The 19,053-nt window shown below is 47.0% G+C and carries 19 protein-coding genes and 3 pseudogenes; 6 read left to right on the top strand and 16 right to left on the bottom strand.

What is annotated here, in order from left to right; genetic code table 11:
- Positions 1-162 precede the first annotated feature (162 nt).
- Positions 163-2,574, top strand: a complete 2,412-nt coding sequence (locus tag ACWJJS_RS01470) for a S8 family peptidase (RefSeq protein ID WP_454023253.1) — start codon at positions 163-165, stop codon at positions 2,572-2,574.
- A gap of 41 nt (positions 2,575-2,615) precedes the next feature.
- On the opposite strand, the gene ACWJJS_RS01465 is transcribed toward ACWJJS_RS01470, so the two are convergent.
- From ACWJJS_RS01465 to ACWJJS_RS01450, 4 genes are all read right to left on the bottom strand, one after another.
- The gene (locus ACWJJS_RS01465) at positions 2,616-3,617 is read right to left on the bottom strand and encodes an LLM class flavin-dependent oxidoreductase (protein ID WP_046560137.1); all 1,002 of its coding nucleotides are present in this window, start codon (positions 3,615-3,617) and stop codon (positions 2,616-2,618) included.
- A gap of 163 nt (positions 3,618-3,780) precedes the next feature.
- A complete protein-coding gene (nfsA, locus tag ACWJJS_RS01460) occupies positions 3,781-4,530 on the bottom strand; it encodes an oxygen-insensitive NADPH nitroreductase (RefSeq protein WP_021494748.1) in 750 nt (249 codons plus the stop codon).
- 102 nt (positions 4,531-4,632) lie between these two features.
- Positions 4,633-5,820 carry an FtsW/RodA/SpoVE family cell cycle protein gene (locus ACWJJS_RS01455; RefSeq protein WP_003150942.1) on the bottom strand — a complete coding sequence of 396 codons (1,188 nt, stop codon included), beginning with the start codon at positions 5,818-5,820 and terminating at the stop codon, positions 4,633-4,635.
- Between the two features lie 201 nt (positions 5,821-6,021).
- Positions 6,022-6,480: a GNAT family N-acetyltransferase gene (locus ACWJJS_RS01450; RefSeq protein ID WP_024085944.1), complete on the bottom strand. Its 459-nt coding sequence runs from the start codon at positions 6,478-6,480 to the stop codon at positions 6,022-6,024.
- A 293-nt stretch (positions 6,481-6,773) separates the two neighbouring features.
- On the opposite strand from ACWJJS_RS01450, the gene ywcE reads away from it, so the two are divergent.
- Positions 6,774-7,034, top strand: a complete 261-nt coding sequence (gene ywcE, locus ACWJJS_RS01445; RefSeq protein WP_003150937.1) for a spore morphogenesis/germination protein YwcE — start codon at positions 6,774-6,776, stop codon at positions 7,032-7,034.
- Between the two features lie 43 nt (positions 7,035-7,077).
- Here ywcE and qoxD read toward each other — a convergent pair whose 3' ends face one another.
- The 4 genes from qoxD to qoxA are packed head-to-tail and all read right to left on the bottom strand — an operon-like array spanning position 7,078 to position 11,019.
- Entirely contained in the window at positions 7,078-7,446 is a 369-nt protein-coding gene (gene qoxD / locus ACWJJS_RS01440) for a cytochrome aa3 quinol oxidase subunit IV (protein WP_007407711.1), read from the bottom strand.
- A gap of 1 nt (position 7,447) precedes the next feature.
- On the bottom strand, positions 7,448-8,062 hold the full coding sequence (qoxC, locus tag ACWJJS_RS01435) for a cytochrome aa3 quinol oxidase subunit III (RefSeq protein WP_003150930.1): 615 nt from the start codon (positions 8,060-8,062) through the stop codon (positions 7,448-7,450).
- Between the two features lie 14 nt (positions 8,063-8,076).
- Positions 8,077-10,026 carry a cytochrome aa3 quinol oxidase subunit I gene (qoxB, locus tag ACWJJS_RS01430; protein WP_012118743.1) on the bottom strand — a complete coding sequence of 650 codons (1,950 nt, stop codon included), beginning with the start codon at positions 10,024-10,026 and terminating at the stop codon, positions 8,077-8,079.
- Positions 10,027-10,053: 27 nt separating this feature from the next.
- Positions 10,054-11,019 (bottom strand): cytochrome aa3 quinol oxidase subunit II, encoded by a 966-nt coding sequence (gene qoxA, locus ACWJJS_RS01425; protein ID WP_014306059.1) that lies wholly within the window; start codon positions 11,017-11,019, stop codon positions 10,054-10,056.
- Positions 11,020-11,521: 502 nt separating this feature from the next.
- Here qoxA and ACWJJS_RS01420 point away from each other — a divergent pair.
- Positions 11,522-11,767: a GlsB/YeaQ/YmgE family stress response membrane protein gene (locus ACWJJS_RS01420; protein ID WP_003150926.1), complete on the top strand. Its 246-nt coding sequence runs from the start codon at positions 11,522-11,524 to the stop codon at positions 11,765-11,767.
- 16 nt (positions 11,768-11,783) lie between these two features.
- Here the strand turns inward: ACWJJS_RS01420 and galT are convergent, their stop codons facing one another.
- From galT to ACWJJS_RS01395, 5 genes and pseudogenes are all read right to left on the bottom strand, one after another.
- Positions 11,784-13,325 (bottom strand): UDP-glucose--hexose-1-phosphate uridylyltransferase, encoded by a 1,542-nt coding sequence (gene galT, locus ACWJJS_RS01415; RefSeq protein WP_454023252.1) that lies wholly within the window; start codon positions 13,323-13,325, stop codon positions 11,784-11,786.
- A pseudogene (locus ACWJJS_RS01410) lies at positions 13,315-13,410 on the bottom strand (galactokinase family protein); the annotation flags it as partial. The pseudogene ACWJJS_RS01410 and the gene galT, both read right to left, overlap by 11 nt.
- Before the next feature lie 38 nt (positions 13,411-13,448).
- Positions 13,449-13,514: pseudogene (locus tag ACWJJS_RS01405) on the bottom strand (galactokinase family protein); the annotation flags it as partial.
- A 52-nt stretch (positions 13,515-13,566) separates the two neighbouring features.
- Positions 13,567-13,953 carry a GtrA family protein gene (locus ACWJJS_RS01400; protein ID WP_172615168.1) on the bottom strand — a complete coding sequence of 129 codons (387 nt, stop codon included), beginning with the start codon at positions 13,951-13,953 and terminating at the stop codon, positions 13,567-13,569.
- Between the two features lie 79 nt (positions 13,954-14,032).
- Positions 14,033-14,656 carry a TetR/AcrR family transcriptional regulator gene (locus tag ACWJJS_RS01395; protein ID WP_454023251.1) on the bottom strand — a complete coding sequence of 208 codons (624 nt, stop codon included), beginning with the start codon at positions 14,654-14,656 and terminating at the stop codon, positions 14,033-14,035.
- A 335-nt stretch (positions 14,657-14,991) separates the two neighbouring features.
- Here ACWJJS_RS01395 and ACWJJS_RS01390 point away from each other — a divergent pair, with 335 nt between their 5' ends.
- The 3 genes from ACWJJS_RS01390 (at position 14,992) to ACWJJS_RS01380 (ending at position 16,725) form a co-directional block, all read left to right on the top strand.
- The gene (locus tag ACWJJS_RS01390; protein WP_029972917.1) at positions 14,992-15,153 is read left to right on the top strand and encodes an anti-repressor SinI family protein; all 162 of its coding nucleotides are present in this window, start codon (positions 14,992-14,994) and stop codon (positions 15,151-15,153) included.
- Between the two features lie 217 nt (positions 15,154-15,370).
- Positions 15,371-16,051 carry a class I SAM-dependent methyltransferase gene (locus ACWJJS_RS01385; protein WP_003150915.1) on the top strand — a complete coding sequence of 227 codons (681 nt, stop codon included), beginning with the start codon at positions 15,371-15,373 and terminating at the stop codon, positions 16,049-16,051.
- Positions 16,051-16,725 carry a glycosyltransferase family protein gene (locus ACWJJS_RS01380; protein WP_024085947.1) on the top strand — a complete coding sequence of 225 codons (675 nt, stop codon included), beginning with the start codon at positions 16,051-16,053 and terminating at the stop codon, positions 16,723-16,725. Before ACWJJS_RS01385 ends, ACWJJS_RS01380 begins: the two co-directional genes overlap by 1 nt.
- An 18-nt stretch (positions 16,726-16,743) precedes the next feature.
- Here the strand turns inward: ACWJJS_RS01380 and ACWJJS_RS01375 are convergent, their stop codons facing one another.
- The 3 genes and pseudogenes from ACWJJS_RS01375 to ACWJJS_RS01365 all read right to left on the bottom strand — a co-directional run.
- The gene (locus ACWJJS_RS01375) at positions 16,744-17,346 is read right to left on the bottom strand and encodes a DsbA family oxidoreductase (protein WP_003150913.1); all 603 of its coding nucleotides are present in this window, start codon (positions 17,344-17,346) and stop codon (positions 16,744-16,746) included.
- An 86-nt stretch (positions 17,347-17,432) separates the two neighbouring features.
- Entirely contained in the window at positions 17,433-18,689 is a 1,257-nt protein-coding gene (efeB, locus tag ACWJJS_RS01370; RefSeq protein WP_278071413.1) for an iron uptake transporter deferrochelatase/peroxidase subunit, read from the bottom strand.
- 18 nt (positions 18,690-18,707) lie between these two features.
- Positions 18,708-19,047, bottom strand: a pseudogene (locus ACWJJS_RS01365) (Efem/EfeO family lipoprotein); the annotation flags it as partial.
- Positions 19,048-19,053 lie beyond the last annotated feature (6 nt).

Genomic DNA, 19,053 nt, shown 5'->3' with positions numbered 1-19,053 from the left:
TACACAATTTTATTCAGTTATACACAGGATTCTGTGTATAACTCCCTCCTTATTCACAGACCAATTTCCATAAATGAGTCATATGTCACAAGGATTATTTTGAATTTTCAAGAAATATATACTAGATTTCTAATTTAGATAAAGAAAAAGGGGGAAACACGATTGAAAAAAGGAATCATCCGTTATCTGCTTCCGGCTTTTGTCTTATCCTTTACCTTATCCACAAGTTCACAGGCTGCGCCGGCTTCAAAACCGCAAACTCCTGATCTTGAGAAGGCTGAGGTATTTGGTGACATTGATATGACCACCGGCAAACAAACGACAGTCATCGTCGAGCTGAAGGAAAAGTCACTGGCGGAAGCAAAGGAACTCGGCAAAGCACAGACAAAAAGCAAGCTGAAAAGCGAACGCTCAAAGGTGAAAAAGAAAGCGCTCAAAACCATTAAACACGGAAAAATCAACAGGGAATATGAGCAAGTGTTTTCCGGCTTCTCCATGAAACTCCCGGCAAATGAAATTCCGAAACTGCTGAGTGATCAGGATGTCAAAGCGGTTTATCCGAACGTCAGCTATCATACCGATCAGCTGAAAGATAAAGACATCACCCTATCTAAGGATGCCGTGTCTCCGCAGATGGATGACAGCGCGCCTTATATAGGGGCAAATGACGCGTGGAAGCTCGGCTATACGGGGAAAGGCGTCAAGGTGGCCATTATTGACACCGGTGTCGAATATAAACACCCTGACTTAAAGAAAAATTTCGGACAATATAAAGGATACGATTTTGTGGATAACGATTACGATCCTGAAGAAACACCGTCCGGTGATCCGAGAGGCGCGTCGACTGACCACGGAACTCATGTCGCGGGCACGGTAGCGGCAAACGGAACGATTAAAGGCGTCGCACCGGATGCTACACTCCTTGCCTACCGTGTGCTCGGTCCGGGGGGAAGCGGAACAACGGAGAACGTCATCGCCGGCATCGAACGCGCCGTACAGGACGGAGCGGATGTCATGAACCTTTCTCTCGGCAATTCTGTGAATAACCCGGACTGGGCGACAAGCACGGCGCTTGACTGGGCGATGTCAGAAGGCGTCACGGCCGTTACATCAAACGGAAACAGCGGGCCGAACAATTGGACCGTCGGCTCTCCGGGAACGTCCAGAGAAGCCATCTCCGTCGGTGCGACCCAGCTGCCGCTGAACGAGTACGCCGTCTCCTTCGGTTCCTATTCCTCAGCGAAAGTAATGGGCTACAACAAAGAAGATGACATAAAAGCACTGAATAAAAAAGAAACAGAGCTCATAGAGGCGGGTATCGGCGAGCAAAAGGATTTTGAAGGCAAAGATCTGAAAGGAAAAGTCGCGGTCGTCAAACGGGGCAGCATCGCCTTTGTGGATAAAGCAGACAACGCCAAAAAAGCGGGCGCGATCGGTATGGTTGTGTATAACAATGCCCCGGGAGAAATTGAAGCCAACGTACCGGGCATGTCCGTACCGACGGTTAAGCTTTCATCAGAAGACGGCGAAAAACTCGTCAGCCAATTAAAAGCGGGCGGCACAAAAGCGACATTCCATTTATCCGTCGCTAAATCGCTCACTGAACAAATGGCAGACTTTTCGTCACGCGGCCCGGTTATGGACACGTGGATGATTAAACCTGACGTCTCTGCTCCCGGCGTAAACATCGTGAGCACCATTCCGACCCATGATCCGGCCGACCCGTACGGCTACGGATCGAAACAGGGAACGAGCATGGCTTCTCCGCATGTAGCCGGCGCAGCTGCCGTCATCAAGCAGGCCAAACCGAAATGGAGCCCGGAACAAATAAAAGCCGCTCTCATGAACACGGCGGAAACCTTAACGGACGCGGACGGTGACGTATACCCGCATAATGCGCAAGGCGCCGGAAGCATCAGAATCATGAAGGCGATCAAAGCAGACTCCCTTGTCGCCCCGGGAAGTTATTCTTACGGAACGTTTATGAAAGACAAAGGCAATGAAACGAAAAAAGAAACCTTTACGATTGAAAACCAATCGTCCATCAGAAAATCATATCAGCTCGAGTATTCTTTCAACGGCACGGGCATTACCGTTTCGGGCACAGACCGGGTCGTGATCCCCGCTCATCAAACCGGAAAGGTCAATGCGAAAGTAAAGGTCAATGCCAAAAAAGTAAAGGCGGGCACCTATGAGGGAACCGTCACAGTGCGTGAAGGCGGAAAAACAGCCGCAAAAGTGCCGACGCTGCTGATTGTAAAAGAGCCGGACTATCCGCGCGTGACGTCAATCGACGTACAGGACGGCACAACGCAGGGAACCTACCAAATTGAAACCTATCTTCCGGCGGGAGCCGAAGAGCTTGCCTTCCTTGTATATGACAGTAATCTTGACTTTGTCGGCCAAGCCGGCATCTACAAAAAGCAGGATAAAGGCTATCAATATTTCGACTGGAACGGCAAAGTCAATGGTGACACCGCACTGCCGGCAGGAGAATATTATATGCTGGCCTATGCCGCGAACAAAGGGAAATCAAGCCAGGTGCTGACTGAAAAACCTTTTATCATTGAATAACCGAACAACCCTGCTGGAGCATCAGCAGGGTTTCTTTCTGACTATTCGGCAAAAGCTTCTCGAAGCAGACGGTATGACTGAAGTTTATCTTCAAAATGATGAGTAATGGTCACAGCCATTACTTCTTCTGTTCCGTATGCTTTACTGAGAGCCAGAATCTGTTCCTTCACTTGCTGCTTCGTTCCGATGATCATCCGATTCCGATTATCGGCAATTCGTCTTTGTTCATACGGTGTATACGTATTGCCGCGGACGGTTTCGTAAGACGGTACGCCGTGAAGCGGAATCCCCTGTTCACCCGCAAGCAGCGTATAATCCATGACGGCCGCGAGTTCCTCCGCTTTCTCCTCCGTATCCGCGCACAGCACAAACACCGCCACGGCTGTTTTTGGTTCTTTTCCTAATACAGAAGGTTTAAATCTGCGCTTATATTGTGCTGTCGTGCTTTCTCCCCCTTCTCCATTAATAAAGTGGGCAAACATATAGCCTGCTCCCATTTCTGCGCTCAGAAGCGCGCTTTCCCCCGAAGAACCGAGAAGCCAGACTTCCGGCGCCGTCTTAATAAGGGGTGATGCGGTCAGATTCGGAAAACGGTGATTGTCATCAGCTGCATCATGCAAATACATCGCCAGCTCACGAAGCTGCTGCGGATATTGATCAGCATTACGCTTCCCTCCGTCATTCAGCGCCCATGATGCGATCGGCATTCCGCCCGGCGCTCTCCCTAATCCGAGATCGATTCTGCCCGGCGTCAACCCTTCGAGCACTCGGAAATTCTCCGCCACTTTATATGCGCTGTAATGCGGAAGCATCACACCGCCTGATCCTACCCGAATGTCATTCGTTTTCGCCGCAATATGGCTGATCAGCACTTCAGGGCTTGAACCCGCCAACCGCTCTGAAAAATGATGCTCTGACACCCAAAACCTCTTATATCCGAGCTTTTCCGCCTCCTGCGCCAGTCTTACTGTATTCCGCAGTGCACTTTCCGCAGAACAACCTTCTGATACAGGAGATTGATCCAATATACTTAATGAAATCATCACTGTCACCTCATCAACATCGTACCACTGCTAAGCCGTTTTTTCTTTCTGTATGCTTATAAGCATCCCTGATGATAAACATTTATATACCTTGTTCCATTTTGTCGAAATATGTTACACGTGAAACATAAAAAAACCTCTCCCGGTCAGGAGAGGTTTTTTCTTAATTCTTTTGAAAACCTTTATCTTTTACATATTGATTTAAATAGGTTCTCGGTTTTTGTTTCATGAACTGCAGGATTTGATCAGACCACGTTTCAACCCGCTTGCCGTTTGTCCGTTTATCATAATAATCGGAAATGGTTTCATCATATTCCTTCATATAACTGCGGAAGTTTTCTTCATTCGTATCGTACGTGTTTTCATGATATACGGCTTGTTTCGGCAGGCGCGGCTTTTGACCGGACGGATGAGCGGGATGACCGACTACCAAGCCGAACAGCGGCAGCACATGGTCAGGTGTACCAAGCACTTCCGTCACCTGATCAAGTTCATTTCGAATGCCTCCGATGTAACAAATGCCAAGCCCCATTGATTCCGCGGCAACACTTACGTTTTGTGCGGCAAGTGCGGCATCAATGACGCTGACCATAAACATTTCCGTATTCTCAAGAAGCTCGGTAATGTTTTCGCCTTTTTCCTCAGCAAGTTTTTTATGACGGTACAAATCAGCGCAAAACACAAACAAGTGCCCGTTATTTTCGACGTAAGGCTGGTTTCCGGCCAGTGCCGCCAGCTTCCGCTTTTTCTCCTTATCGGTTACGCCGATGATGGAGTAAGCCTGCACGTAACTGGACGTTGACGCCGCCTGGGCGCTTTTCACTAATGTATCTATCTCTTCTGCTGTCAGAAGCTCGTCAGTAAATGATCGGATCGACCGATGATTAAGTATGGTTTCGATGGTATTGTTCATATATAAAGCCTCCTTCTCTATATATCATATCCGAAAGAGTATCATGCCAAAAGCGAAATGCTCTAAACAAAAAAGACAGCCCGAAAAACGAGCCGTCTCACATTAAGAATTGAACAAGTAGCTTTTATATTTCGTCAGCTGCACACTTGCGTTATATACGATCCCGAAGCTGATTAATGTAGAAAGCACCGAGCTCCCTCCATAGCTGACAAACAGCAGCGGAATACCGGTAACCGGCATAATGCCGATATTCATCCCGATGTTCTGGAAGGTGTGAATCACGATAAGTGCAGTAAACCCTACGCAAAAAAACGCGCCAAATCGGTTAAACGCATGCAAGCGGTCAATCAGCACCACAAGTCTGTAAATTAAAAAGAAAAACATGACAACCGCAATGGCGCAGCCTAAAAACCCAAAACTTTCACCCAAAATCGCAAAGATAAAGTCAGTCTGTCCCTCAGGTACGTACACTTTCAGATTATGAACGCCGTTTCCGGTAATGCCGCCCGATCCGATCGCCATAACGGCCTGATCCACCTGCCAGCTTTTATCGCTCTCGGCCTGAGTCGTTGCCGCACTGGAGTCAGACATCCACGATGTAATCCGGTTAATTTGATAATCCGCAATACCGATCGAATTCGCCACATGGGGAAATTCAATTACAAGCACTAAGAATAGGCCAAGCACAAGCGCGGCCGAACCGCCGATGATGGTGATCAGCTTCCAGTTTACACCTGACATAAAAACCATCACCATAACGATAAACAGACAGATCGCACCCGTTCCGGCATCCTGCAAAACGATCATCCCGATCGGAATAACCGTCCATGCCGCAATTTTCAAAAGCAGATTCACATCTTCCCGAAGCGATCTTTGATCCTTCGGGCCCGCCTTCGATATAATGGACGCGACCATCATCATAATTCCTATTTTCGTAAACTCAGAGGGCTGGAGGGTAAAGCTGCCGATTTGAAACCAGCTCTTCGCTCCGTTTTTGATCGGCGCGATGGATTCCGGCGCCACACGCAAAAGGAGCAGCGACAGCACGCCGGCAATCAATACGTACAGACTCAGTTTCTCAAGCTGCTCTAAATCAAAGTACAGCAATAATCCGATGAATCCCGCACCTATAACATAGAAGACAATCTGCTTCATCCAGGCACTGCCTCCATACTGCCCGAACTGTCCGGCCGCATAAATCGCCGCAACACTAATTATTAAAAACACACCAAATATAAAAATCAAATCCCCCTGATAATAGGGATTTTGCTGTTTCTTATATCGACTCATTCTATCCCGCCTTACATTTTCATCGGAAGTCACTATTGTTTATTATACATGAACACCGTTCAAGAAAACATGATGAGGTTGCTTCCTTTTTATTTTTTACGGTTTGGGGACTACACGACATATGACGTGTCAGAAAAGGAAATGTTTCGGTCATGATGAAACTTTTCCGATAAAAAACCCCTTCTCGTCAGAAAAGGGGTTTCAGTCTATGTTTAACGTCATAAACAAGCTGTTCGGGTCCTCTTTATAATGTGCAAACGGATCACAATATTGAAACCCTGCTTTTTCATACAGGCGTCTGGCGGGGAGAAAAGCCTCCATAGAACCGGTTTCTAAGCTGATCCGCTGATAGCCCCGCCGCCTTGCTTCTTCAAGCATATGGCGGAGGATCCGGTTGGCTGCGCCTTTTCTGACATGATGCGGAGCCGTTTTCATTGATTTGATCTCACCGTGCCGGCTGTTTAGCTCCATTAAGGCGCCGCAGCCGAGCAGGACGCCGTTTTCCCTCGCACTCCAAAACGTAACGTCAGGCTGACGCAGCCGGTCCGCATTGAGCGCGTGTATACTTTCCGGGGGAGAATGCATGGTCATGCTCTTCAGATGCTCCTGCAAAAGCGCAATGACGTCCGGCGCTGTGACATCGTCTTTTGTTATGTCCACTTCAAAACCACCCTTGCTGTGCATGTTTTCTTTGAACATAGCAAAGGTTCACAGCCTGTGCCATTCCCTTGTCCGGAAATGTGACAGGGTATTTGACCTTTCCGGTTTCTTGTACCTATCCAAAAATGAGGCAATAGTTGCAATACATTTCTCGAAAAAGCGGTATCAAAAATTGGAAAACATGGTATAATAATTGTAACAAAATGTTCAAAAAACGACCACAAAACAGACACATTTTATTCTCTGTATTTCATTTTGGAAACGCTCCCATAAAATGAAAGGAGACATGTAAGATGGACATGTTTTTTGCTTATTTACTGGTCGCAAGCGCAACACCCCTCTTTATCTGGCTGGATAACAAAAAAGTCGCTCTTTCGGCCATACCGCCAATTATTCTCATGTGGGTTTTCTTCTACTTTTACGCAACCAGCAGCCTATCCCCTCTCGGCCACACACTCATGATCATCCTGTTTGCCGTCAACGTCATCGTTGCCCATATCGCCGCCTTTATCATTTACGGCCTTCCGCGCCTGCGCCGGAGAAGAAGCCAATAAAGGCACAAAAAACCCTCTTCGCCTGAACGAAGAGGGTTTCTTTTTATTCCTGATGTTCGGAATGATGCTTCGCACCGCCCGGAGGGTTTCCATCCATATGGTCCCCGTGATGGTAGTGCGCCGCAAAGATCCAGATGGAACCAAGGATGATAACAATCGCTCCGAAAAATCCGAAGAGCGTGTTTCCGACTTGAATTCCGCCGTTTTCGCTTTCTGTCATGTGCATGAACATGAGAAGCTGAAGACCGGCTTGGATAAATGCGAATCCGAAAATGATCCACAGTTTTGCTGATGGGCTTAATTCCGTATATACCGCAACCCAAAGGGCCAGCAGGGTCAGAATAATAGACAACGCAAAACCTACGATATGCTTCCACGGAAAGTGGCTGTGTTCAGCAGATTTGTTTGCCATATTATAGTCCCCCCAATCCGATGAGATAGACGCCTGTAAAGATGAAGATCCAAACAACGTCTAAGAAGTGCCAGTATAAACTTGAGATAAAGATTTTTGAAGACGTCTGCGGCGTTAATCCGCGTTTCTTCAATTGCAGTAAGATGCCGGCAATCCAGAAGATACCGATCGTTACGTGCGTTCCGTGCGTTCCCAGAAGGACGAAGAATCCAGACCAGAAAGCACTTGTACCGAGAGATGCTCCTTCATGTACATAGTGGATGAACTCGTTAAGCTCACATCCGACGAAGCCCGCACCGAGAAGAAGCGTAATGATCGTCCAAATGACGACGCCTTTTAAACTTCCGCGACGCATTTCATGAACAGCGATCCCGCAGGTGAAACTGCTGATCAGAAGCAGGAATGTCATGATCATGACAAGCTTCACTTCAAATAATTCAGCCGGTAAGACTCCTCCTGCTGTTCTTCTTTGAAGAACGAAGAAGGTTGCAAATAGTGTTGAGAACAACACAATCTCTGCCCCTAAAAAGATCCAAAACCCGAGAATATTGAGTCTGCCGGTTTCAGATTGATATTCCATAGGCGCGTTAGAATTGCCGTGTTCTGCATGTTCCATAAATCACGCCTCCTTTATTCGGAAATCTTTCTTTCCGTCTCTTTTATTTCTTCAACAGGTATATAGTAGCCATTGTCATATTCAAATGAACGAAGCACCATGCAAAGCAGAATGCCGATCAAGCCGACAATGCCCATCCAGAACCATTCAAACACAAGTCCGAAGCCTGCAATACCGAACGCCACTGACATAATAAGCGGTCTTCCGGAGTTGTGCGGCATATGGATTTTCTTGAACTTGCTTTCCGGATGAATATCCGTTTTGTCTTCTTTCAATTGCAGGTACGCATCTTGAGATTTCACTTCAGGAAGCACCGCAAAGTTGTAATGCGGCGGAATCGCAGATGAAGTCGCCCACTCAAGCGTACGTCCCACGCCCCATGAATCTCCGCTGATCTCGCGAGTAGAGTAGCGGAAGCTGTAGTAGATGTTGTAGCAAAGGATTAAGAATCCGACACCCATCATGAAGGCTCCGACAGTTGAAATAAAGTTCAATGCAGTCCATCCGTCATTCGGTCCGTAAGTGTAAATACGGCGAGGCATACCTTGCAGCCCCAAGAAGTATTGAGGGAAGAAACATACATTAAATCCGATCATAAAGATCCAGAAGAACCATTTTCCGATTCTTTCGTTCAGCTTGTGGCCGAACATTTTCGGATACCAGAAAATAAATCCTGCGAAACATGCAAATACCGTACCCGCGATCAGCACATAGTGGAAGTGAGATACGAGGAAGTACGTATTATGGTATTGATAATCCGCTGCAGCCATCGCAAGCATAACCCCTGTTACCCCGCCGACAACGAAGTTCGGGATGAACGCGAGCGCCCACAGCATCGGTGTTGTAAAACTGATTCGGCCTTTATACATCGTAAAGAGCCAGTTAAAGATTTTAACCCCGGTCGGAACCGAAATCGCCATCGTTGTAATCGAGAAGAAAGAGTTAACGGACGCACTGTTTCCCATTGTGAAGAAGTGGTGAGTCCATACAAGGAAACTCAGGACGGAAATGGCGATAATTGAGCCGACCATCGCTTTGTAACCGAATAACTGCTTTCTTGCAAACGCTGAAATAATTTCAGAGAAAATACCGAATGCCGGTAAGATAACGATATATACTTCAGGGTGTCCCCAAATCCAGAACAAGTTAGCCCAAAGCATCGGCATACCGCCGGCTTCCAGCGTGAAAAAGTGAGCGCCGAACAAACGGTCAAATGATAACAGCGCCAATGCCACTGTCAAAACAGGGAAGGCGAATACGATAATAACCATTGTAATCAGCGTCGTCCATGTGAACATCGGCATACGCATCAGCGTCATGCCTTTCGTACGCATTTTCAGGATCGTCACCATAAAGTTGATACCCGTCATCAGCGTACCGATACCGGCAATCTGAAGACCGAGCAGGTAGAAGTTCTCACCAGGCCCGGGACTCATGTCGTTGCTTGCCAGCGGCATGTAACTCGTCCATCCTGCGTTCGGAGAACCTCCGATAACGAAAGAAATATTGAAAAGCATCGCACCTACAAAGAACGTCCAGAAACTCAGGTTGTTCAAGTAAGGGAATGCTACGTCGCGCGCACCGATCTGCAAAGGTACGACAACGTTGATCAGACCGATTAAAAACGGCATCGCCATGAAGATAATCATGATCGTACCGTGAGTCGTAAAGATCTCATTATAGTGGTTTGAGTCTAAAAAACTGTTATTAGGAAGCGCTAACTGGGCGCGCATCATCAAGCCGTCGACCCCGCCGCGGAACAGCATGATAACAGCAGAGATAATGTACATGATTCCAAGTTTCTTATGGTCTACAGACGTCAGCCATTCAGACCAGAGCCATTTCCACTTTTTGAAGTATGTGAGTACAACGATGATAGCGATAGTGGAAAGCGCAATGGAAACTTGTGCGCCCAGAATTAATGGGTCACCTGTTACAAAAAATTCATCCCATCTCAATTTCATTCGGGCTTCCTCCTTTCTTGTTCAATTTCAATCTTGTTTATCGTCGGATACTTTAAATTCGTTTTTCTTTACATCTTCCCACGGGTCTGTTTTAGAGTGCGGTGATACGGCTTTGTAGCCAAGGCGTTTGCGCGCCTCCATCGCATATTCGGCATCTTGGCCGTGGTCAACGTATTTTAAGTGTGTAGAAGAGAACGTTAATTTTCCGACATTCTCCGGAAGCATCAGTTCGTCATACTTCTCTTTCGTCAGCTTTGGAGAATCGCTTTGGGCTTTTTTCACCCAGCTGTTAAAGTCTTTTTGCGTAACAGCTTTTACGTTGAATTTCTGGTCGGCAAAGTGTTCGCCGGTGAAGTTCGCGTTGCGGCCTTCATATGTTCCCACTTTGTCAGCTTGTAAGTATTGATCCATCAGCATTCCCGCCATCGCGTATTTTTGTCCCCCAAGCTGAGGAATCCATAGCGATGCCATTGAATCTGCTGAAGAAATTTTAAATAAAACCGGACGGTCTACAGGAATGTTCAGGTAGTTAACCGTCTCAATATCCTGCTCAGGGTAGCTGAATACCCATTTCCAGTCTACCGAAGTAGCATAAACAACAAGAGGCTCTTTATCCTTTGTCGCTTCAGGCGCTTTTTCTAACGAATATATCGTCTGTACGGTAGGCACAGAAAGTGCAATAACAATTAAAATTGGGATCACTGTCCAGACTACTTCTAAGAACGTGTTGCCGTGCATCTCGGGCTTGTAATTTCCGCTGTCTTTGCCTTTGCGGTCGCGGTATTTCACTAAAATGATTGTAAATAGTACGAATACGACGCCGACAATGAACAGCATAAATCCGATTGACAAGAGAATCAGATCTTTCTGCTGGTCTGCTACAGGTCCTTTCGGATCTAAAACGGAAATGTCGCTGCATCCGCCCAGTACGAAAACAACAGCCAACATCGCTAATAAAAGTAACGGTTTAAATGCTCTGAACAAGAAGATCACCATCCTTCCTATTGATGTAGTGAATCTGAAATGTACTTTCTCAAAATCTTTTCTCTATCTACCTTGTTATGCTATCAAAATCTGCACTTATTAGCTTTATTTTTTTCTAAAGTTCATCTTTTTTTCGACCTAATGTCACAAAATCGTCAAAAAATGCATGAACTTTTTCCACTTGCGTAAATCAAACATAAAAAGTTTTAGATCATTTAGCATATATAGAGAAAAAAGATAGCGAGAACGAATAATACCAAATAAAGGTTTACCATAATAAAAATCGCTGGTCAACAAAAAGTTTCATTTTGTTAAACATTCTACAAAAGAAATATTTTTTCCTTTGCTCACACCTTTTCACACGGTTTCCATTTTAACGCAACGCATTGTGAAAAAAAAGACCGGAACGCGCCTTGATATGTTCATTATAAAAAACGCATTCATATGTTTAATATGGACAAAACGAAGGAAACATATAGGCATAAATAATAAAAAATAGGAAGTGATATTTATGGGTTTTATCGTATCTCTGATTGTCGCTATTATTATCGGCTGGATCGGAAGTTTATTTGTAAAAGGCAGTATGCCCGGGGGAATCATCGGGTCAATGATCGCCGGTCTGATCGGCGCATGGATCGGGCACGGACTGCTCGGCACATGGGGTCCTCACCTTGCCGGCTTTGCCATCATTCCGGCAATCATCGGAGCTGCGATCGTGGTATTCTTATTCAGCCTGATCGCCAGAAGCAGAGGATAAAAAAAAGCCTCGTCCCTTATGGGATGGGGCTTTTTTCCGGTAGAGCGCCCAAATGGCGGATAAACCGCCGGAAAGCCGCTCTGCCTTCTTCTGTCTGTTTAAAGACGCCGGCATGCTCCAGTATCCGCGCAAAGGCATGGCCGATTTCCTCTTTCAGAATCTGTTCCGCGTTTTCTTTCGTTACCTTCCGCTTATGCAGCACACTGAGCGCCCAATCTTTATGCTTTGCCGCAGAAGGGTCTGCCGTTAAGACCGCTTCCGGGTCCGGGGAGCACAGCGCTTCAGCCGTGTATTTCATTTCTTGTTCAAGGCGGCCCGGCAGAATCGCAAGCCCCATTACCTCAATCAGTCCGATATTTTCTTTTTTCAGGTGATGAACTTCCTGATGGGGATGAAAAATTCCCAGCGGATGCTCATCAGAGGTGCGGTTATTTCTGAGGACGAGATCTAATTCGAATAAACCGTTTCTCCGCCGGGCAATCGGCGTAATTGTATTGTGCGGTGTTTCTCCTGAACAGGCGAGGAGATCAGCCGCCTCATCGGAATAACCGCGCCATGCCCGCAGGATGGCATCCGCCGCGCCGGAAAGCTCAGACGCGCTCTCGCTTTGCAGGCGGATGACCGACATCGGCCACTTCACAATTCCCAGCACCGTTTTCGGATAGTCAGGCAGCCTGTACCGGCTTTCTGTCTCCGCCCGCGCCATCGGGAATTCATAATGGCCCCCCTGAAAATGGTCGTGGCTTAAAATACTGCCGCCGACAATCGGCAGATCAGCATTGGAACCGAGAAAATAATGAGGATACTGGCTGACAAACGACAGCAGCCGGTCAAACGTTTTTTTGCTGATCTTCATCGGTTCGTGCCGGTCTTTCAAAACGATGCAATGCTCCCGGTAATACACATACGGAGAAAATTGCAGAAACCACTGCTCATCGCCGAGAATGACCGGAATGACACGAAGGTTTTGACGCGCCGGGTGATCCGGTCTCCCCTCGTACCCGACATTTTCTTTACAAAGAACACATCTCGGATAATCGGATTGAGGCTGCTCTTTGGCAGCGGCAATTGCTTTCGGATCTTTTTCCGGTTTTGAAAGATTGATCGTGATGTCCAGCTTTCCGTAAGCCGTCTCAGCCGTCCACCCGACATTCCGCTGTATTCTGTCCGAACGGATATAATACACATCCTCTGAAAATCGGTAAAACGCCTTTGTCGCCTGCTCCGGCCCGTGCACCGCCTTTGTTTCTTCAAAACGACGCACAATCTCGGACGGCTGCGGGGCAAAGCAGCCCATGATCTTCACGCTCAGCAGGTCGCGATAGGTGTCTGTATCGGCTGCCATCCGGCCCGTTTCTGCCGCCCATTCATAAATCGGGGCCAATATGTCCGGCAATGATGCCGACGATTCATTTTCTTTCTGTTCTGAAGCCTCCGGATGGGTAATATGCAAAGTTTCATATAAACGGTTTCTTGTATATTCAATATCAAGAAATGAAATCAGCTCTTTTTGCAATCCGTACCGGATTAAACGTTCCACGTGCCGCTCAATTGCCATCGTCATCCCCCTTTAGTTCTCTCGCTCCGATATCCGCCGTGTAAAAGTCAGCTTTTCTCCCTGTCCTCTCCTCATAGCGGCCCCCGTTAGCTCTCCGATGAGATTCACTCTGCCGGGCGCAAAGAAAACGCGCAGGTCCTCCGATTCCCCGAATACATCAGCAAACGCTTTCTTTATTTTGTGCTTCATACGCATCCTCTTCCACCATTACACTTTCCCCCCAGGGCGCAGAAAAAAACCGTTATGACACGCCCTCTTCTTTCGCTTTTCTGAAGACAATCCACTTGCTGGCCGCATAGTTGACGACTACGATAATGACGTTATCGGCGATTTTCGCCAATGTTTCGTTCATATGAAATTGACTGACCAGAAGAATCATCATGGCGAGATCGATGGCGAGAGACAGCACCCGCACGCTGAAAAAGGCCGTTAATTCTTTCACCAGACTCCGCATCCCCGCGGTCTTTTGCTGAAAGACATACCGTTTATTCGTAACATAAGCAAATAGAACGGACAGAATCCAAGCGGCGACAGTCGCCGCCTTGTAATCCATCTCAAATGCCGACGTCAGAATGTAAAAACTGACGATATTCACGATGGTCGTGAATATCCCCATAATGATATACATCATAATTTCTCTGTAGCGCATGGCAGTTCCTCGCTTTCTGAAAGACTTTTCTAAACCTTTTGTCAAATCAAGAAGAACGTTACCCTGATTTTCTGCCGCTGACAAAAACATAGAGCGCGTCAAACATGCTGCGGAAAGTAACCGGCCTTCCCAGCACATTGGATTGCTTAATCATCCCGTCGATGAGCGCGCACATCATGTTAGCGGTATGCTCGGTATCTATATGGTCTTCTATTAAATTTCTCGATTTGAGCCAATTTATGTACATGGTGCTTTCTTCTATCCATAACTTATAAAGACGGATATAAGCTTCATATTCACTGACGACTTTGTAAGTAGGCATATGAACGGCAAAAGACACAACATTCCAGGCAGGCTTGCTGTTTACAAACCGCATCAACAGGCTGGCCGCGCTGGCCGCGGCTTCACAAAGCGTCAACGGCCGCTCTGTTTGCTTTTCTAATTCGTCGAGATAGCCAGTGATGATCCTTTTTTTAATCTGACGCCTCTCTAACAAATGCTTCAGAAAATCTTCCTTGCTTTCAAAATGAACGTAAAACGCCCCTTTGCTGAAACCCGCCGCTTTACTGATGTCATCGATTGAGACTGAATCGTAAGCTCTTTCAATCAGGAGATGAAGGCCTGCGTCAATAAAATTTTCAAATGTTTCTTCTCTCTTAATTTGAAATTTGTTTTTTTTCATTTTTTACCCCAGCTGTTTGATCATTCACTTTATCTTACACCGAATCATTCTTTTGCGGTATTTTTTATGCAAAAAGAATATGCTATTCGACGTTTTGAGGGTAAATATTAATAGGTCATATGGTTTATTTTTATTTGCATACTATCCAGTCAGTATTTATTTGTTTATTATTATATGTAAGAATTCTTGAAGGATTTTGGTTATTTCAGTCATTTTCTTAGGGAATAGGTAGGTGAATTCATCTTCAATTTGGGATTACCGGCCAACTATGTGTGATATTTGTTATACATTGGCTGCTGTAGCTGGGCAAATCAATTTTTCAATTGGAGGTTCTTATGAAAACTCATGTAATGAAAGATATAGATCAAGATTGGCAATTGTTAATTCAAGAGGCTAGAATCATGGGTTTGAACATTGACGATGTGAGGCGCTTCTTAAATACTGAAAAAGCGGTGAAGAAAAAAACACCAATGAAAAACACCATCCGCCAGCGGTAAGATTACAGGCGGATCCTTTTACTATATGACCTGCCACAGTCCGCCCGCACCTGAGTTTTCAAAGGAACACCCGCAATAAGAGGGGAATCAGAGAACAAACCGTATACCGGACAACCATTCCCGTCCGTATTCCGCAATTGAACAGCCAAACATGGTGATATGAGATCCCCCCGCTGCATATCTTGTGTATTATGCCCATTTATGAGGTGATACACAGATGGATACGAATCCCTATTATGATGAAAAACAACAGAACTACTACGAAGGCCTGAATCCTTATTTATTGAACAAAATAGACGAAAACTGGCGGACAGTGCTTGATGTCGGCTGCGGAACGGGCAATTTAGGAGCGGCGATCGAAGACCGCGGAATAACGGTTTACGGCATTGAAGCGTATCCCGAAGCCGCAAAAAAGGCGGAAAGCAAATTGAGCCATGTGCTTTGCGGCGACATTGAATCCGCCATTCTTCCGTACGAATCAGAGCAATTCGACTGCATGCTGTTCGGAGACGTTCTTGAGCATCTTATCGACCCGTGGACAGTGCTGAAAAAGCTTCGTCCTTATGTAAAAAAAGACGGCACTGTGCTTGCATGCATACCGAATGTCGGCCACATCTCAGTGGTGCTGGAGCTTTTAGCCGGCAAATGGACTTACAGTGACGCCGGATTAATGGATCAGACCCACCTGCGTTTTTTTACCCGGGAAGAGACTCTTTCATTATTTAAAGCCGCCGGCTATGAGGTGAAACGCATTGAGGCGATCCGCGTTGATCACCCTTCTTACCACAAAGCCATCGCATCATTGCACGAAGTATGCGTACAGCTTGGCATAAGGCATGACTTTATGACAGAAGCATCGGCCTATCAATATGTGATTGAGGCCGAGAGGAGCATGTAATGGATTCACATTCATTTCTGTTTGTCGTCTGTGTGAATGATGAGTCGCTGTACTCCCGGTGCAAGAGCCATATCATGCAGCTTACCGTCCCCCCTTCATACTCCGTTGATATCATGCCGATATACGATTCAGCAAGCATGGCCTCGTCCTACAACAAAGCGCTGAAACACCCCTCCAAATATAAAATTTATCTGCATCAGGATACTTTTATCATTCATCAGCATTTCCTTCATGACATGCTTCATATCTTTCAATCTCATCAGGAGCTCGGCCTTCTTGGTGTCGCCGGCTGCAAAACCCTGCCGCCGAACGGCATTTGGTGGGAAAGCGGACAGCGGATGGGAAAAGTGATTGAATACCGGGGGAATGCTTATCACCCGCTGGATTTTGAGCACGGTGATGAAGACGGCCTGTTTACGCCCGCTGACGCCATTGACGGCTTGTTAATGGCGGCTCAATATGACGTGGAGTGGCGGGAGGATTTGTTTCGCGGCTTTCATTTTTACGACACATCACAGTCGCTCGAATTTCAAAAACACGGCTATCAAGTCGGCGTCGCCTGCCAGAAAGACCCTTGGTGCCTTCATTTTTGCGGCGACTCCTTTGACGCCGCGGCATATGAAGCGGACAGACAAACATTTGTCAAACACTATATGGCAAAGCCCTCTCGCTGATGCAAAGAGGGCTTTTTACTAACGTTTATTCAGTTCCCGCTCAATGATTTGTTCAAAGGTTTCCTTTCCCGCCGCGCCAGGGATTCTCTCATCGCCGATGATAAACGTCGGCACTGCCGTAATGCCGGCTTCCTCATAAGCATGGCGGAGCGCTTCCCGCTGTACGTCCTTGTACGCTCTTGTCTCAAGCGCCTCTTTGAAGGCAGCGCCGTCAAGTCCGGCTTCTTCCGCAAGCTTTGTCAGCACGCCAACGTCACCGATATTTTGTTCTTCCTGAAAGAACGCCTGAAAAACGCGTGTATGGTATTCGCTTCCTTTCCCATGTTCCTTTGCGAAATGAAAGCCTTCAAATGCCAAATCCGTGTAAGGATGCGGTGACACGCGGGGGAACGTGATTTCAACGCCTAACGACTGCGCCATCGGCTCAATGGAGTTTTTCCACATCTGCCGCTTGGCGGGATCATTCACCGGATCAAGTTTCGGCGAGGGGCTCGGACGCAATTCAAACGGCATCCATTCCACCTGTACGTCCTTGTCTTTGATAGCTTCTTCAAACGCCGCTTTGCCGACATAGCAAAACGGACATACATAATCAGAATATACTTTAATCTGCAGTGTCATTGTAAGTCTCCTTTCCTTATCATTTTAAGTTGTAACTTTTATAGTTACAAGTGTTTTTTTAAAAAACACCTTCCATATGGAAGGTGTCACGATTCCAGCAGCCTTTGGGCGATATATTCTCCTTTTTTACAGCCCCCGGGACAGGCGAATAAGGAAGAGCCGATCGTTTGTGTGTATTCATTCAGCGCATCCTTTGCCGCCAAAGCCTTCAGCATCGGGACAAATTGGCGGTCCGGGTCTTTTTGAAAGCAGATAAACAGCAGGCCTGCGTCAACATAGCCCGTCTTCGGATCAATTCCGTCCGTATAGGAAAATGCCCGGCGCAGAATCTGTCTGCCGGTTGATTTTGCCACGCTGATATGCGAGTCGGCGGGAATTTGATTCAGCTTCACGGGATCGGTTTCCTTTTTTTGTCCGAAAGGCGCGCCCGAGCTTTTCACCCGCCCGAACGTGTCCTCTTGTTCCTTCAAGGATGAACGGTCCCATATATCTAAAAACATCTTAATTTTCCTAAACGCCATGTACGTGCCGCCCGTCATCCAGTCCGGCTCTCCTGATTGAACCCAAACGATCGAATTCATCAGGTTTTCATCCTTCGTGCTTTGGTTGCCGGTACCGTCTTTGAATCCGAAGAGGTTGCGCGGTGTTTCTCCGTTTTTTCCGCCGCTTAAGAAACCTTTATTGAGAAAGCGGACTTCACACACACCCGATGCCTGTTTCATCAGGTTGCGCACCGCGTGAAACGCCGTTTGTTCATTATCCGCGCAGACCTGTATAACGATATCACCGCCGCCTTGTTTCTTATCGAGCTTGTCGTTAGGCATCGGCGGAATATCGGCGAGGTGCCTCGGTTTTTTATCCTTCAGTCCGAAGCGGTCCTTCCCGTCTTTCTCGAAAAACCCGGGGCCGAAGCCGAAGGTAACGGTCAAATTCGCCGGCGCCAGATCCTGCGACTCCCCGGTATCCTGCGGAGGCATATATTTATTTTTCTGTTCGCCTGACGGGACGGCGCCTGAAGTCAGCAGCTGTGTCAGGCTTGTCCATTGTTTGAAAAGGGAGATGACATCGGCTTTGTCGCTTGACATGACATCAAGCGCCGCAAAATACACATACGTCTGATGCGCCGTTGTGATTCCTGCTTGGTGCTTTCCGTAAAAAGGAACGATTTGATCACGATCATGTTTTTCATCATTCTTCTTTGAAGCGGTGGCCGCCGGTTTGAAGAGCGGCGCGAGTCCCCCGAGGCCGCTCGCTCCGATAGCGACGGCTGCGCCCGCGACGGCGCCCCACTTCAGGACATCCCGTCTGTGGATCTGTTTTTCCTTGTTATGTTCATCGCTCATGCTGTGTCTTAACTCCTTTTAAAGCACATCGGCAATCTTCGACATGGTTTCAGAAAGGGCCGTCAGCTTCGTGCTTATCTCTCTGATTTGATCTGTACTTAATGTATCACAAGACGTATACGATTGATCGCACGTTTTGTATTTCGACATCAAAACTTCAAATTCGCTGAATTCCGCATTAAGTTTTCCGTGACTCTCACTGCGCGCTATTCACTGTTTTATAGAGGGCTTTTGAGCCTTCGGCGCCGGCGGTGATTGGTTCAGGCGTCACTTTGAGAGAAGCGATAGAGCCGTCAAACGCTTCGGTCGATATTGCAAGCTGATTGCTCTGTTCTTGACATACAGCTTCTATTCTCCAAGTCCG

The sequence above is a fragment of the Bacillus sp. JK106 genome (assembly GCF_053663355.1).
The sequence above is the reverse complement of the archived record's forward strand: the minus strand, read 5'-3'. Positions and strand labels throughout refer to the sequence as shown.